The 14,041-nt window shown below is 67.8% G+C and carries 14 protein-coding genes; 6 read left to right on the top strand and 8 right to left on the bottom strand.

Annotated features, from left to right (window positions below):
• Positions 1 to 294: 294 nt before the first annotated feature.
• Complete coding sequence (locus LEL84_RS15620) at positions 295 to 1,158, bottom strand: S49 family peptidase (RefSeq protein WP_226512079.1); 864 nt, start codon at positions 1,156 to 1,158, stop codon at positions 295 to 297.
• 89 nt (positions 1,159 to 1,247) lie between these two features.
• Between LEL84_RS15620 and LEL84_RS15615 the strand changes: the two genes are divergently transcribed.
• On the top strand, positions 1,248 to 1,994 hold the full coding sequence (locus tag LEL84_RS15615) for a VOC family protein (protein ID WP_226512078.1): 747 nt from the start codon (positions 1,248 to 1,250) through the stop codon (positions 1,992 to 1,994).
• Positions 1,995 to 2,089: 95 nt separating this feature from the next.
• On the opposite strand, the gene LEL84_RS15610 is transcribed toward LEL84_RS15615, so the two are convergent.
• Both LEL84_RS15610 and msrA read right to left on the bottom strand, forming a co-directional pair.
• Entirely contained in the window at positions 2,090 to 3,163 is a 1,074-nt protein-coding gene (locus LEL84_RS15610; RefSeq protein ID WP_065631281.1) for a winged helix DNA-binding domain-containing protein, read from the bottom strand.
• Positions 3,164 to 3,214: 51 nt separating this feature from the next.
• On the bottom strand, positions 3,215 to 3,925 hold the full coding sequence (msrA, locus tag LEL84_RS15605) for a peptide-methionine (S)-S-oxide reductase MsrA (RefSeq protein WP_226512077.1): 711 nt from the start codon (positions 3,923 to 3,925) through the stop codon (positions 3,215 to 3,217).
• Positions 3,926 to 4,099: 174 nt separating this feature from the next.
• On the opposite strand from msrA, the gene LEL84_RS15600 reads away from it, so the two are divergent.
• Together LEL84_RS15600 and LEL84_RS15595 are read left to right on the top strand one after the other, a co-directional pair.
• Complete coding sequence (locus LEL84_RS15600; protein WP_175401143.1) at positions 4,100 to 4,252, top strand: hypothetical protein; 153 nt, start codon at positions 4,100 to 4,102, stop codon at positions 4,250 to 4,252.
• A gap of 208 nt (positions 4,253 to 4,460) precedes the next feature.
• The gene (locus LEL84_RS15595) at positions 4,461 to 5,090 is read left to right on the top strand and encodes a superoxide dismutase (protein WP_004021423.1); all 630 of its coding nucleotides are present in this window, start codon (positions 4,461 to 4,463) and stop codon (positions 5,088 to 5,090) included.
• A gap of 200 nt (positions 5,091 to 5,290) precedes the next feature.
• Here LEL84_RS15595 and LEL84_RS15590 read toward each other — a convergent pair whose 3' ends face one another.
• The 3 genes from LEL84_RS15590 to LEL84_RS15580 all read right to left on the bottom strand — a co-directional run bounded on the left by LEL84_RS15590 (position 5,291) and on the right by LEL84_RS15580 (position 9,678).
• On the bottom strand, positions 5,291 to 6,367 hold the full coding sequence (locus tag LEL84_RS15590; protein ID WP_137811085.1) for an IS110 family transposase: 1,077 nt from the start codon (positions 6,365 to 6,367) through the stop codon (positions 5,291 to 5,293).
• 420 nt (positions 6,368 to 6,787) lie between these two features.
• The gene (locus LEL84_RS15585; protein WP_065631284.1) at positions 6,788 to 7,540 is read right to left on the bottom strand and encodes an energy-coupling factor transporter transmembrane component T family protein; all 753 of its coding nucleotides are present in this window, start codon (positions 7,538 to 7,540) and stop codon (positions 6,788 to 6,790) included.
• Positions 7,537 to 9,678, bottom strand: coding sequence for an ABC transporter ATP-binding protein (locus tag LEL84_RS15580; protein ID WP_226512076.1), 2,142 nt, complete (start codon positions 9,676 to 9,678; stop codon positions 7,537 to 7,539). Before LEL84_RS15580 ends, LEL84_RS15585 begins: the two co-directional genes overlap by 4 nt.
• A 214-nt stretch (positions 9,679 to 9,892) precedes the next feature.
• Here LEL84_RS15580 and LEL84_RS15575 point away from each other — a divergent pair, with 214 nt between their 5' ends.
• The 3 genes from LEL84_RS15575 (at position 9,893) to LEL84_RS15565 (ending at position 12,157) form a co-directional block, all read left to right on the top strand.
• Positions 9,893 to 10,414, top strand: a complete 522-nt coding sequence (locus LEL84_RS15575) for a hypothetical protein (protein WP_058253731.1) — start codon at positions 9,893 to 9,895, stop codon at positions 10,412 to 10,414.
• Between the two features lie 148 nt (positions 10,415 to 10,562).
• Positions 10,563 to 11,258 carry a TMEM165/GDT1 family protein gene (locus tag LEL84_RS15570; RefSeq protein WP_205333921.1) on the top strand — a complete coding sequence of 232 codons (696 nt, stop codon included), beginning with the start codon at positions 10,563 to 10,565 and terminating at the stop codon, positions 11,256 to 11,258.
• 137 nt (positions 11,259 to 11,395) lie between these two features.
• Positions 11,396 to 12,157 (top strand): SDR family NAD(P)-dependent oxidoreductase, encoded by a 762-nt coding sequence (locus LEL84_RS15565; RefSeq protein ID WP_165629234.1) that lies wholly within the window; start codon positions 11,396 to 11,398, stop codon positions 12,155 to 12,157.
• Between the two features lie 61 nt (positions 12,158 to 12,218).
• Here the strand turns inward: LEL84_RS15565 and LEL84_RS15560 are convergent, their stop codons facing one another.
• Complete coding sequence (locus LEL84_RS15560; protein ID WP_226514329.1) at positions 12,219 to 13,385, bottom strand: MAB_1171c family putative transporter; 1,167 nt, start codon at positions 13,383 to 13,385, stop codon at positions 12,219 to 12,221.
• A gap of 51 nt (positions 13,386 to 13,436) precedes the next feature.
• On the bottom strand, positions 13,437 to 13,949 hold the full coding sequence (locus LEL84_RS15555; RefSeq protein WP_058253708.1) for a hypothetical protein: 513 nt from the start codon (positions 13,947 to 13,949) through the stop codon (positions 13,437 to 13,439).
• Between the last annotated feature and the right edge of the window lie 92 nt (positions 13,950 to 14,041).

Here is a 14,041-nt window from a genome sequence, read left to right as displayed (position 1 = left end):
AAGGCGCTATGTAGACCTACATAAATTTATCCACATGTACGTCCTGGACATTTGTCCCTCGTTCGCGCACTGACCGTCTACTTGGGGATGAGACTGTGGAATTGTGGAAAAACGCTGGCCACCGGCCCGCGACTTGTGACCGCGATCACTCGTTTAGCCGAATGTGCGCGTAGGAAATTCACGAAAGTGCACACGCCGGAACGTCGTGAACTCTTCCTTCGATGAACAGCACCTGTGGATAACGTGGGGACAATTTACAAGCAAAACCATGTGAACGGGCTGTGATCGGGCCTTTCAGTCCCGGTGGAGCAGCGACAGCCGCAACGACGGGGCGCGGTCGAATGCCGCCAGAACGCCGGTCGTCACGCTCTCCGCAAATCCGGCAACCGATGTCTGGCTTCCCACGAGTCTCATGAGCAGCGGCTTCGGCGTCTCCACGACGGTGATCTCCGCGTCGGGGTACCGCTCGGCGACGACCGAGCGCATCACCCCGATCCCGTCGACGACCCCGAGTTCCGCGGCGCGGTGACCGATCCACACGTCGCCGTTGAAGAGTTCCGCGTCGGAAGCGGTCAGCTTTTTACCGCGGCGCTGCCGGACCCACGCGATGAACGCCTCGTGCAGCTGGCCCTGCAATTCCTTCAGCCATTCGACGTCCTCGGGCTGTTCGGGCGAGAAGGTGTCGAGTCGCGCCTTGTTCTCACCGGTCGTGTACAGCCTGCGCTGTACACCGAAGCGGTCGAGCACGGCCGAGAAACCGAAGCCCGACGACACGACCCCGATCGAGCCGACGATGGAGGTGTGGGCGGCGAAGATCTCATCAGCCGCGCAGGCGATCCAGTAGCCACCGGAGGCCGCGACGTCCTCACAGAACGCGAGGACCGGCACGCCCTTCTCCGCCGACAGCTGGCGGATGCGTTCGGCGATGTACTCCGACTGCGCAGGCGAGCCACCGGGCGAGTTGACGACGACCACGACGGCCCGCAACCGTTCCGTGGCGAACGCCTTCTTCAGAACCGGCTCGACGGACTCGGTGTTGACGCCGTGCTTGCCCATCCCCGCGATCCCGATCGGGCCGTCGAGACGGACGACGGCGACCTGCTCGGTCCGCGCCTTCGAGAATTTCTTCCCCACCGCCCCCAGCGGTCCTGCAGTCATCTGTCCGAGTGTAACGACGGCGACCCGCCTGCTGTTTTCCCACGCGCCGCGACAGTCCGCGACGTGGGACGCACCGTAGAATCTGCCGGGTGCAGGTGCGGTGGCTCAGCGCATTCCTCGACTTCCCCGCCGAGGTGTTCGGCAGCGAGGTGACCTTCTGGCGCGCGATCTCGGGCAGCACGGTCTCACCGCCGCGGGGTGAGCACCGCGAGTTCGCCTCGCTGGAGCCCTTCTACGGCGACCCGCATCTGCGAGTCCAGCGCATCGACGACGGACCGGGTGGAGTCCACCTCGACATCCACACCGACGACCCGCACGCCGCCACCGCCGAGGCACAGGCACTCGGTGCGACCCTCGTCGTCGACGCCGGCACCCACCTCACCCTCCGGTCACCCGCCGGTTTCGTGTTCTGCCTCGTGCCGTGGGAGGGCGAATCGAAGCGTTCCCGGCCCATCCGTTGGCCCGGCGACGCCATCAGCATCATCGACCAGCTGTGCATCGACATCCCCCCTGGCATGTTCGACGCCGAGGTCGACTTCTGGACCGGGTTCACCGGCTGGCCGACGAAGCCCCGGGGTCGGCCCGAGCTGGTCGCGCTTCGCCGCGACCCCGCGGTGACCCTCGGAATCCTGTTGCAGCGCAAGCAGGATGAGTCAGACAACGATGTGGCGACAGCGCACCTCGACATCGCCACGAATTCCGTCCCCGACGAGGTCGCACGGCACGAGGACTGGGGCGCCCGCGCGATCGAGCACTTCCCGCACTGGACGACGATGGCGGATCCGGTCGGTCGCCGCTACTGCATCACCTCGCGGAACCCGCGCACCGGCGATTGAGTCGCGGGCTCCTTCGATCCGGTTCGCAGACGTAGTGTGTCGTTGCGCTCGGCGCCACGATGTGCGACATCTGCCGGGCCCCGTCGCTCCGAGCTTCAGGTATCGACCAGGAATTCACGGAGCCGGTCGACCTCGGCGTCGACCTCGCGCCGTTCGGCGGCGGTCACCGGACGCAGGTACTCGACCGCCGGAACGTCCTCGGCGTCGAGAGACCATGTCCCTGCGAGGAATCCGTCGAGGAACACGAATCCGGGCGACCGGCCATTGGGAGTCACGGTGCGCCGGTACATCTCCGGGTCGGCGACCCGGATTCGGTCGGCCTGGGCGCCGATCACGTGGTCGAAGGGGGCGATCAGCCGCGCCGGCGCCGGCGCATCCGGGTCGGCGAGGGCGAGACCGTCGAGGTCGTAGAGAACCTCGCCGTTCGGGCCGTCGAGCCGGACGAGCTCCCAGTCCGCCTCCAGCTTTTCGACGAGGGGTCGCAACCGGGTGAGCCCGGACCACGTCTGGATGGCCTTCACGGTTGCCGGGCCGAACCCGCGCAGATACATCCGGACGAGATCGGCACGGGCTTCGTCGTCGACGACGGCCGGCACGCCCGGGCCGGCCCACTCGTCGAACAGGCGGTACGTCGGAGCGCCCCGCCCGCGCCACAAACCACGCGGGGGGACCTGGACCAGTGGCAGCCCGCACCGTGCGATGGCGGTCAGGGTCGACGCATCCTCCGCCGGATGGCGGGCAACCAGTTCGCTCCCGAGGTCGGCGACGGCGAGTTCGCGACCCGCGAGAATCTCGGCGGCGGACCGCACGACCTGCGCCGGGTCGGCGTTCACCAGTCGCTGGGCGTGGATGTCGGTGAGTCCACGCCGCAGCGTGGGCTCGGCGAGTGGACGAATCCAGCGTGCGTCCTCGGCGTCGATCAGGAAGATCGTCGCGCGCAGCAGCGTCATGCGCACGACCTCGCGGTCGGTGAGCAGATCGTCCAGCTCGAGGGGATCGAAATCCGCGATCCGCGACCACAATCCGAAGAACGCCGCCCGCGGGTCCTGGGACTGCAGTCCGACGCAGCGGTCCAGGACCTCGATGGCGTCCTCCGCGACGCGGGTGAGCAGGTGCTGGCGCTGCAGCAGGGTGCGATTCCACTGCCGCAGCGAGATCCGTTCGGTCACCGCGTGTCTCGTCGGGTCTGCGACCGATGGGTACGACCGCGCACCGCGACGTCAGGCGGGGTAGGCGACACCGGTCGCGGCATGGCAGCGGTATCCATGCGGGTTCTTCGCCAGATACTGCTGGTGGTGGTCCTCGGCGTAGTAGAACCGTCCGTCGCCCGCCTGCGCCAGCGGCTTGATCTCGGTGGCGATCGCACCCTCGCTCGCAGCGTCGAGTGCGGTCTGGAAGGTTGCGGCGGTGCTGCGGACGACGTCAAGGTCCGCGTCGGTCAGGGCGTACACGGCTGACCGGTACTGGGTGCCGATGTCGTTGCCCTGACGCATCTCCTGCGTCGGGTCATGCGACTCCCAGAAGACCTTCAGCAGGCCTTCGAGATCGACGACGGCCGGATCGAAGACCACCAGCGCCGACTCGGTGTGACCGGTCCGCGCGGTGCAGGTCTCCTCGTAGGTCGGATTCGGCGTGTACCCGCCCGCGTATCCGACCGCGGTCGTGTACACACCGGGGACCTGCCAGAAGATCTCCTCGATCCCCCAGAAGCAGCCACCGGCCAGGACGATCGCGTCGAGGCCGTCGTCGAAGCGTCCGATGCCGTGTACGTGGGAGCCGTCGGCCTCGGCCCGACCCCGCATCGGCGTTCCGAGAACGAGGTGCTCGCCCGGGACCGTGATCTCGGACGAGCGGCCGGGCAGTGCAGCGTCGGCGGCGACGAGATCCTGTTTGCGTGAACCGGCGGCGAAGAGCTGGTCGAGCCATGACATGCGCCAAGTCTACGCGCGGTGGGATACGGCCCGGCGACGACGAGTTGAGCTGACCGTTCGAGTCTGTTTATGATGGCGGTCACATCCGTGGCACTGTGATACCGATCACTCGTACGCCATCGCGGCCCGTCCGCCAGCAGGGATGTGCAGCCGTTCCAGGGACGAGAGGCGACGATGGCGACGCACGCGACCGGAGATCTCCGACGCGCCCCCGGGCTCGGTCGGACCGCTCCAGGCGCCAACTACGACGTCGCGAGGAGTTGCCGCACAAGCGCCCTGACCATTCTCGCGCTCATCGCGGTCTTCATCCTGCTCATCCTCATCTGAACCCAGCCGCCTCGATGCGGCCTGGTCAACTCTCAGCCGACGCACTCTCGCGTCGTTGACATCTCAACCGCACTTGATGTTTCTTGGCGCGGGATTGTTGCAATCACCCATGCTCTGGGGAAGGCTGGAAGCATTCGCGTGGCGCCCGGCGGAGTCGTCGGAGCCATGCGTGGACAGGGAAACGAGTAGCACCTCAGAGAGGAACATCGTGGCTGAATACACCTTGCCGGATCTCGATTACGACTACGCGGCACTGGAACCGCACATCTCCGGCAGGATCATGGAGCTCCATCACAGCAAGCACCACGCCACCTACGTCAAGGGCGCGAACGACACCCTGGAGAAGCTGGCCGCGGCCCGCGACGACGACAGCATCGCCGGCAAGGTCTACGGACTCTCCGCCACCCTGTCGTTCCACCTGGGCGGTCACACCAACCACTCCATCTTCTGGAAGAACCTGTCGCCCAACGGCGGTGGCGAGCCCGACGGCGACCTCGCGGCCGCCCTCACCGAACAGTTCGGTGGCTTCGACAAGTTCAAGGCCCACTTCACCGCCGCCGCCACCACCCTGCAGGGTTCGGGCTGGGCGATCCTGGGTTACGACACCATCGGCGGCAAGCTCGTCATCCTGCAGCTGACCGACCAGAGCGGCAACATCCCCGCCGCCATCATCCCGGTCGTCATGCTGGACATGTGGGAGCACGCCTTCTACCTCGACTACCAGAACGTCAAGCCCGACTACGTCAAGGCGTGGTGGAACGTCGTGAACTGGGCCGACGCCAACGAGCGTCTCGCCCGCGCGAAGAGCCAGGGCAGCGGCCTGGTCGTCCCGGCCTGATCCCGGTTCGCCGAACCTCAACAGCGCCGGTCACCTTCGGGTGACCGGCGCTGTTTGTTGTTCGGGGCCACGTTCTCTGCTGCGAGCAAACCCCTGCTCCCTGAGTAGCGACTTGCGAGCTTTCCCTCCGCTCCCTGATCCGAGAGTGCGACACATCCATTGCTCCCTGAGGTGCGAGGAGCGTTAGCGACGAGAGGGTCCTATAGCTTGTCAAGTGCTCCGAGGTCAGTGGTGAGGTCGCGGAACACTTCGCGGGCGATGTAGCGCTTGAGGCAGCGGAGGATGTCTTTCTTCGTTTTGTGTTCGGCGGAACGTCGCTCGACGTAGGCGCGGGTGGGGGCGTGGGATTTCATGCGTCCGACCGCGATCATGTGCAGAGCACTGTTGGCTTGCCGGTCCCCGCCCCGGTTGAGTCGGTGACGGCTGGTTTTGCCTGAGGATGCCGGTAACGGGGCGGCGCCGACGAGTTTGGCGAACCGTGCCTCGGTGCCCATCCGCTCGACGTTGTCACCGGCGGTGATCACCAGGCGGGCGGCGGTGATCGGCCCGATCTGCGGGCGCGAGAGCAGGGTGGGTACCAGCTTGCTCAGCAGTCGTGTGAGTTCGCGGGCCAAAGACCGGGCTTGTTGTTGGGCGAGTCGGTGTCGGTCGAGCAGCGACCGCGCCGCGCGCACGAACGCCGCGGCCGGCCCGGACAGATCAGCTTTCTCGGCTGGTACCGGCAAGTCTTTGATGAATGCTGCCCGCTTGGCGATGGTGCGGGCCTGGCGCGCTTGATCGGCGTACTCGGCTGGTGCGGTGGTACACAGGTCACGGATCTGGTTACCGATGCGGGTGGCTTCCTCGACGGCCGAAGCCCTTGCCACGGTGAGCATCCGAATAGATTCGACCGCGCCGCGGGTGTCTTTGGCCACCGCGGTCGCGCGGCCGGTGATGACTGCCATCGCTGCGGCGTAGGCATCGAGTTGATCGGTCTTACCGTGGGCGTAGCGGCGCGGCAGATCGGGGGTGTTGACCTCGATCACTCGCACCCCTTCGGCGGTGAGCATCCGGGTCAACCCGGCCCCGTAGGAGGCGCTCGATTCCACTGCGGCATCCTCGACGCGGCCGAAGCCACACGCCCACTGCCACAACTGGGTGTAGCCGGCGGTGGTGGTCGGGAACTCGCGATCGGCCAGCGGGCGGCCGTCGGTGGCGACGATCGCGGCGTGATGGGTCTGTTGATGGGTGTCGACTCCGAGTACCACCACTTGCGTGGTCACTGCTGTCTCAGCCATTCTGGCGGTGTCTCCCTTCACTGCGGTGTGGGATGACCTCACCGGGGCGGGTGGACAGGACAGTGAAGAGTCACGGCCTACCAGCCAGACAGGGTCCTAATCAGGTCACACCCGCCCCGGTCCTCACAGGTCACTTGGTGCAGGTGATCGACCGGAGTTCCGGGCCGACACATCTCGCCCATGACAGCACCGTCAGCCACGAAGTAAGTCAGACCCAAACCCGGTCAACCACCCACACCCATTCTCACTGCCACGAAGGGTTTGGCGACGCATCTCACCAGGACCCTTCGTGACGGCCTCCGCAAGCTCCGGCCTCCTCAGGGAGCAGTGGGTGGGCCGCTCCGAGACAACGAGTTCCGTCGCGGTCCACGACGGCCGTCGGGCCGCAGATACTGAGGAGCGAGCTTACGAGTGTCGCCCTCAGAGAACGAGCGTGACCGTGATGGCAACCGCGCAGGCCAGGCCGATGACGATGAGCGCCACCACATCTGCGCGCCCGGGGCCGGCCTGATGGGCGGTCAGGCGGCCGGTGCCGCCCCGGGCGGTGATCGCCTCGGACATCTCGGCGCTGCGTCGGAGCGCCGACGACATCGCCGCGGTGATCAGATCCATGATCCCCATCTCTGCCGACGGATGGTCGCTGCGGCCCTTGGCCGTCGGCCGGAGGCGATGCGCCGCACGCAGCATGCGCAACTCCTCGATGAGCAGCGGAAGACCCCTGAGGCACAACGCGATCGCGACCGCCCACTCGTCGACGGGCAGCCGGAGCCACCGCAGCGGGCGCATCAGCCGCGCCAGCGCCGGCGCCACGTCGGCCATGGGAGTGGTCCAGATGACGAGGATCGAACTGGCGACGAGGACGAGTGCCAAGGTGATCGCGCGTAGGAAGACCAGGGCGCCTGGGATGCCGGCGAACGACACGTTGAACGCGACGCCGATGCCGATCAGACCCCAGAACCACCACGGCGGACGAGGTATGGCGCCCAACGGGATTCCCGCGACGAGGGCGGTGATCACCACCACCGCGGCGACCATGCCCAGCGCCGGCCACGAGGGCAGTACCCAGGTCATGATCCCGAGGATCAGCACGATCACGAGTTTGGTCCCCGCCCACAGCCGGTGCACGAACGAGTCGCCGGGAACCTGCCGCAGCGGGACGGTACGCATCGTCATCGGGTTCCTCCGTCCCAGCCGGGAGCCTGGTCGATCATCTGCTGCGAATCGGGCAGGAGACGCCCGTCGACCAGCCTGACGCGCCGGGTACACACCGACTCCAACGACTCGAAGTCGTGCGAGATGATCACGATGGTCATCCCGTCGGCGCGGAGCCGGGCCAGCAGTGCGACGATCTCCTCGCGTGCCGGCGGATCGAGACCGGCCAGCGGCTCGTCCAGGACCAGCAGGTCGGGATGACGCGCGATGAGACCGGCCAGCACGACACGCCGCATCTGTCCGCCCGACAGCGCGTCGACCTTGGTGACCGCCATCCGGCGCGGCAACCCGACGAGTTCGAGGACCCGGGCGACCTCGGCGGTGCCCACCTTCTCCCCACCGGCCGCCATGATCTCGTCGGCGACGGTGACCTTCTGCAGTTGCAGACGCGCGTGCTGGAATCCGAGTCCGACCGCGCCGACCCGCTCCGTCATCGGCGTTCCGGCGTCGAAACCCGCTCCGGGAGTGATCTTCTCGTGGATGTCCAGCAGACGGCAGGTACCGGTCCCGGGCAGAAGCAGGCCGGCCATGATCCACGCGAGTGTCGTCTTGCCCGATCCGTTGCCGCCGACGACGAGGAGTCCCTCGCCGCGGTAGACCGTCAGCGAGATGTCCTGCAGGGCAACGACCTCCCACGGTGAGCCCGGCAGGTGCGCGTAACCCACCTGGTCGAGCACGAGGAGCGGCCCGCCGATCCGCGAGGTCGGTGCGGGCGGGGGCGACGGGCGCGGGTTCGGCGCGCCCAGGTCGGCGTCGGGACCCGGCATCCAGTCGGGCGCGTGCGGCACGAGGCGTCCCCCGGCCAGGTGGATCACCCGATCGGCCGCCGCCGCCTCGCTGCCGCGGTGCGTCACCAGGACGACGGCGATCCCCCGGCGTGCCGGGAGGCCCGCCAGCAGCGCCAGCAATTGTCCCCGGCCTTCCGGGTCGACCATCGACGTCACCTCGTCGGCGATGAGGAGCTGCGGATCCCGGGCGAGCGCCGCGGCGATTGCCAGCCGCTGTTGCTGACCGCCGGACAGGTCTGTGGTCTCCCGGTCACCGAGTCCGGCGAGACCGACCTCGTCGAGCAGTGCTTCGACGTCGACGTCGACGCCGGGCGGCAGACCCCAGACGACATCGTCGGCGACGCGGGAACCCAGCATCTGTATCTCGGGACGCTGCAGGACGAGCGCGGTCCCGCCGTGCGCGCCCAGACCGGGCAGGCCCGGCCGGTGGACCACACCGGTGGACGGGTCACGCCCGGCCAGGATCTTCGCCAGCGTCGACTTCCCGGAACCGTTGGCGCCGACGACGGCGACGAACTCACCGGGATCGATCCGCAGGTCGATGTCGTGCAGCACCGGGCGCGCCTCCGGTGCGTAGGCGAATCCGACATGTTCGAAGACCAGCGGAAGCGGCGCGATGCCCGGATCGTGGGCCGCGGTGACCACCGCGGCCGGGGCGAACCCCGACGGGACGGCGTCGAGTGTGTCCTCGCTCGGCACGTCCCGCAGCCTGCTGATCACGGAACCGAGGATCCACCACGCGACGAGCAGCGAGATCGCGGTGCCGAGGGTTCCCGACACCCAGACCCACACCCACCAGTCGTCAGCGATGCTCCGGCTCATGGCGTCGAGCCCATCGGCGACGCCGCCGGTCGGGCCCCATCCGTGCAGCCACTTCGCGACGCCGTGGATGGAGTTGGTCATCGCCTCGATCGTCAGCTCACGCAGCGGCACCAGGATCAGGAGGATCAGCACGGAGATCCCACCGAGCACCGGCGAGGCGACCAGCGTGGCGACCCCGAGCACACCGATCCCCCGGCCCCGGCGCTTGATGTCGCCGACCAGGCCGCCGACCAGCGCGGATCCGAGGACGGTGGCCATCGCGCCGGTGCCCGCCATCGCGAACGCGACCGCGGTGGTGGCGACCGTGGCGGTGACCAGGGCCCGCGGCCGCGTACGCGCCGCGATGAGTGCGAGCGGCACCGGGGCGAGCAGTCCGGCGGCCTGGGCCAGTGGGATGACCGACGCGATGACCACCGCCGCGACGGTCAGTCCGCCGAAGATCGCGACGGACGCGAACTCCATGGGTCGCAGCGGGGGCGAGTTCTTCACCGGTCCAGTGTGCCTGGTGTCGTCGCCCCCGCCGGCGGGGACAGTGCTCCGCGACCACCGCTGTCGTTCGTTCGCATGTTAAAGATCCATCACAACACGGTGATTCGAGTTGTCGACGCCTCGTCACCGGTGGAAGGTCTTCTCACCAGGGTCGGCCGTCGGTCCCCAGTCCGTGGATCACCCCGAGGTCGTGCCCGGGTCGGAGGAGGACATGATGCAATCGATTCCGATCGGCCTCACACCGTTCCAGCACGAGGGCACGCTGAACGGCATTCTCATCTCGGGCCGCTGGCCGGAGTCGACGCTCGAGTGGACGCAGACGCTGGTGGCCTCGGTCCGGATCGCCTGCCGGCCGGGTTTCCTGCCCACGACGACGATCTTCGGCGTGGTCGAGCAGCGTCCGGAGCAGGGTGAGGCGGACACCGTCGGGATGATGGTCGCGATCGGCAATGTCGTCGACGACAGCTTCGTCGAGGCGGGCCGCTTCCTGAACAATCCGCCGGCGCTGGTCATGCTGCATCCCCCGTCGCAGACGCGCCCGTCCCTGCCCGAGTGTTCCCAGGTCGCCTCCGGCTGCGTGCTGCTACCCGGACTCCCCGAACTCGGGCTCGAACACCGGGCGGGATGGGCCGAGGCGGAGGCCGACGGCACGGTGGTCAACCTCCGCAATCAGGTGGGTATCGACCCCAACGCCGACCCCGACACCGCCGTGCTGGCCATGCTTCTCGCAGCGTAGGGCGGGGCGGCTGTCCGAAGGCCATACGACGGGTCACCGACCCCGTGGATACGGGTCCCCGAACATCTGATTTTGATGGCCCTACCTGCGGAAATACGGGTCTTCGACGAGTTGCTTCCGCGAGTTAGCGCTGACTAACCTGGCGTCCGTGATTGCCGCCCTGCTCCTCAGCTTCGGCGTGATCTTCGTGGCCGAACTCGGTGACAAGTCACAGCTGATGGCGATGACCTACGCCCTGCGCTATCGCTGGTGGGTCATCCTCCTCGCGATCACTGTGGCCACCACCGCAGTGCACGCGGTCTCGGTGTTCTTCGGCCACTTCCTCGGTCTGTCGATACCCACCACGCTCCTGACGATCCTCGCCGGCCTGGCGATGCTTGTCTTCGGCCTCTGGACGCTGCGCGGAGACCGGCTCGACGACGAGGAGTCCAACCGGGCGACCCGCGTCGGCGCCTCGGTGTTCTTCGCCGTCATGTCGGCGTTCTTCCTCGCCGAACTGGGCGACAAGACCATGCTCGCGACCATCACGCTGGCCACCGACAACGACTGGCTCGGGGTCTGGATCGGGTCCACGCTCGGCATGGTCGCCGCCGACGCTCTCGCCATCGGCGTGGGTGTGCTCCTCGGCCGCCACCTCCCCGAGCGCGTCATCGCGATCGGCGCGGCAGTTCTCTTCTTCGCGTTCGCGGCCTGGCTCATCACCGACGGTCTGATCGGTGCGTCGGTGCCCGTGATCGCCGGCACGCTCAGTGCAGTCGTGATCATCACCGGGATCGGCATCGTGCTGATCCGCCGGGAGAACCGCCTCCGTTCCGACGAGAGCGTCCGAGCGCTCGTTCGGTAATTCAGGGGGTCTTTCGCGGTTGGTGCGAGCCGTCTGACTATCGTGAAACTGCAGCACGAGCCGGAGCGGCGTCGCCGACGACGGCGGCGCGGCCGGCAGGAGAACGGGTCGGGTACCGCGAAAGGATCACCTCACACATGGACGTTTCAGGCGCTTCCGTACTGGTCACCGGCGGGGCCTCCGGCCTCGGTGCGGCCACCGCACGGCGTTTCGCCGCAGCCGGCGCCCAGGTCTTCGGCCTCGACCTGCAGGCCTCGATCGACAAGGCCGCGCCCACCGACGGAGTCACGCTGGTCGCGGCCGACGTCACCGACGAGACCCAGGTCCAGGCCGTCATCGACACCATCGCCGAGTCCGGGGCACCGCTGCGTGTCGCGGTCAACTGCGCCGGCGTCGGCTGGGCCGCACGGATACTCGGCAAGAAGGGCCCGCACGAGCTCGACCTCTTCCGCAAGGTCATCGACATCAACCTGGTCGGCACCTTCAACGTCATGCGACTGGCCGCCAACCGCATGCAGGAAGAGTCCACCATCGACGGCGACGGTCAGCGCGGCGTCATCATCAACACCGCATCGGTGGCCGCGTTCGAAGGCCAGATCGGTCAGATCGCCTACGCGGCGTCGAAGGGTGGTGTGCACGCGATGACCATCTCGGCGGCTCGCGACCTCGCACGCGTCGGCGTGCGCGTGTGCACCATCGCCCCCGGCACCATCAGCACGCCGATGCTGGCTGGTGTCACCCCCGAGTTCCAGAAGACCCTCGCCGAGGGCATCCCGTTTCCGCAACGTCTCGGCGAGCCCGACGAGTACGCGCAATTGGCGGAATTCATCGTCGCGCACAACTACCTCAACGGAGAGACCATCCGCATGGACGGCGCGATCCGGATGGCGCCGCGCTAGTCCGACCGACCCGCCTTGTTCACCTGAGGCGACTTCGCCTGTTCGAGGGCCGGCCGGCGCGTCACCGGTCGGCCGGCTCCTCGACCAACTGCACGGCGTCGAGCGCCCGGGCCAGTCTGATCAACGGCACGGCATCAGCTTCGAGACCCTCGCCATCGGCCGGCGCCAGGTCTCGGACGGCACCGCCGTCACCCTCTCGCGGATCGTGTCCGGCCACGGCGGCCCGCAACAGCCTCGCCTGCACCTCGGGTTCGGCATACCCGAACACCGCCGGGACCCGAGGACTCAACTGCGTCAACGCGTCTCGGGTCTCGACGACGCGCCGATGCAATCGGGTGGTCGGTGTCAGCCGGCCGGCATCCGGTAGCACCACTTCGGGGACCGCGTCGGTCACCAGTCGCCACAGGGGCACGAGTTCGGCGTCGAGGCGTCGACGACGCCGGTTGGCCGCGACCGACTGAACCCGCGCGTAGACCATCGGATAGCTGATCCCCATCAGGAACGTGACGACGCCGACGATGGCGACGGCCCGATTCGTCGTCAGGAGCCACGGCGACCGAACGACGTTCGTCGCGGACACGATCACGAACACGATCTGACAGACCGCGCCGACCGCGAGACACGTCAGACCCGTCATCAGAAGGCCAAGGGACACACGGAGATAGCCGTCCGCCGTCGCATAGAACTTGCGGACGCTGTTGACGCAGGCGACGAAGCCGTAGGCGAGGTAGCCGCTGGCGATCAGCATGAACAGCGCGAAACCCCAGTTCTGGACGGTCCATTCGTCGATGGTCGCGGTCCGGATCTCGACCGGGATGACCATCATGGTCACCTGCAGCCCGACGAGTGCCACGACGAGGGGCAACGCCTCCCATCCGGCCCGGCGTTCGCGCGTGACCTTGCCGGGGAAGAAGAACACCACCACGAGCGCCGCGACCCCGATCGCGAGGAGCGCGTAGAACGCCACCCTCGACAGGCCGGTGAAACCGACCTCGTTGAGCACGTCGGCGACCGAGTCGTCGACGACGACGAATGCGAGGGTCAGCGCCGCCACGGCGATCATCATCGCCAGCGGCTGCAACCCCCATCCCGCACGGCGGATCTGATCGAGGCGCCAACAGAACGCGAGGGCGAAGACGACCGCGGCGACGGCGTTGACCGCGCCGATCCCGACGTCCACCCCGGAGGCCAGCAGATTGACCGTCGGGCCCCCGCCCGCGACAGTCATCACGCCCAACAGGGACTCACATTCTTCCCGGTGCCGCAACCGACCGGCGTGTCACAGCCATCCGCGATGACCCCCCAACAGTTTCTGGAGTCCACGCAGTTCGCCGTGCGACGCGGTGCTCCCGACGCCGGTGCCGGCGTCCTCGGCCCAGCCGAGAATCAACGAGGCGAGCATCTCGGCTTCCCACTCGGCGTCGTCGGAGTAGCACGTGCGCCGGAGCGCGGCTGCCGACTCGTCCTGCGTCAGGGCGGCGATCCCCGCCGCCGAGGCCTCACCGAGGATCTGATGGCCGGCGATCAGATGGCCGAACTCGTGGACGACGATCTGGTTGCGGTGCAAGCGTGAGGTGTGGGCCTGGTGGAAGAAGTAGTCCGCGTCGGTCGCGGCCAGCCAGATGCCGTTGGGAACCCCCGCGGGCAAGGCATGCTCGATCAAGCGGATGGGCCGACCGCGACGGTCACCGTACCGTTCGCAGAGTTGAGCCACGTCGAGGGGCAGATCGAGATCGAGCCCCTTCAGCTCGGCGCGGCACAATGCGCGCAATGCGCGCTCGGATCGACGCATGAGCTCATCGAATCACGAGCGCGCACCACGCCGGAATCCACCCGCAGCGATCGACTTCGCTGGCCTGTCCGGGCCGACACCCCTCGGTCCGG

Origin of the sequence: Gordonia sp. WA4-43 (assembly GCF_020520305.1) — a bacterium.
Taxonomy (GTDB): Bacteria; Actinomycetota; Actinomycetes; order Mycobacteriales; family Mycobacteriaceae; genus Gordonia; species Gordonia hongkongensis.
This window is presented reverse-complemented; position numbering and strand designations above follow the sequence as displayed.

Bases quoted from the DNA above. Each gene is read 5' to 3' on its own strand.
- LEL84_RS15555 (WP_058253708.1), bottom strand. From the start codon at position 13,949: ATGCGTCGATCCGAGCGCGCATTGCGCGCATTGTGCCGCGCCGAGCTG.
- LEL84_RS15565 (WP_165629234.1), top strand. From the start codon at position 11,396: ATGGACGTTTCAGGCGCTTCCGTACTGGTCACCGGCGGGGCCTCCGGC.
- LEL84_RS15585 (WP_065631284.1), bottom strand. From the start codon at position 7,540: ATGACGATGCGTACCGTCCCGCTGCGGCAGGTTCCCGGCGACTCGTTC.
- LEL84_RS15600 (WP_175401143.1), top strand. From the start codon at position 4,100: ATGGCGACGCACGCGACCGGAGATCTCCGACGCGCCCCCGGGCTCGGT.
- LEL84_RS15590 (WP_137811085.1), bottom strand. From the start codon at position 6,367: ATGGCTGAGACAGCAGTGACCACGCAAGTGGTGGTACTCGGAGTCGAC.
- LEL84_RS15620 (WP_226512079.1), bottom strand. From the start codon at position 1,158: ATGACTGCAGGACCGCTGGGGGCGGTGGGGAAGAAATTCTCGAAGGCG.
- LEL84_RS15560 (WP_226514329.1), bottom strand. From the start codon at position 13,385: ATGACTGTCGCGGGCGGGGGCCCGACGGTCAATCTGCTGGCCTCCGGG.
- msrA (WP_226512077.1), bottom strand. From the start codon at position 3,925: ATGTCATGGCTCGACCAGCTCTTCGCCGCCGGTTCACGCAAACAGGAT.
- LEL84_RS15575 (WP_058253731.1), top strand. From the start codon at position 9,893: ATGCAATCGATTCCGATCGGCCTCACACCGTTCCAGCACGAGGGCACG.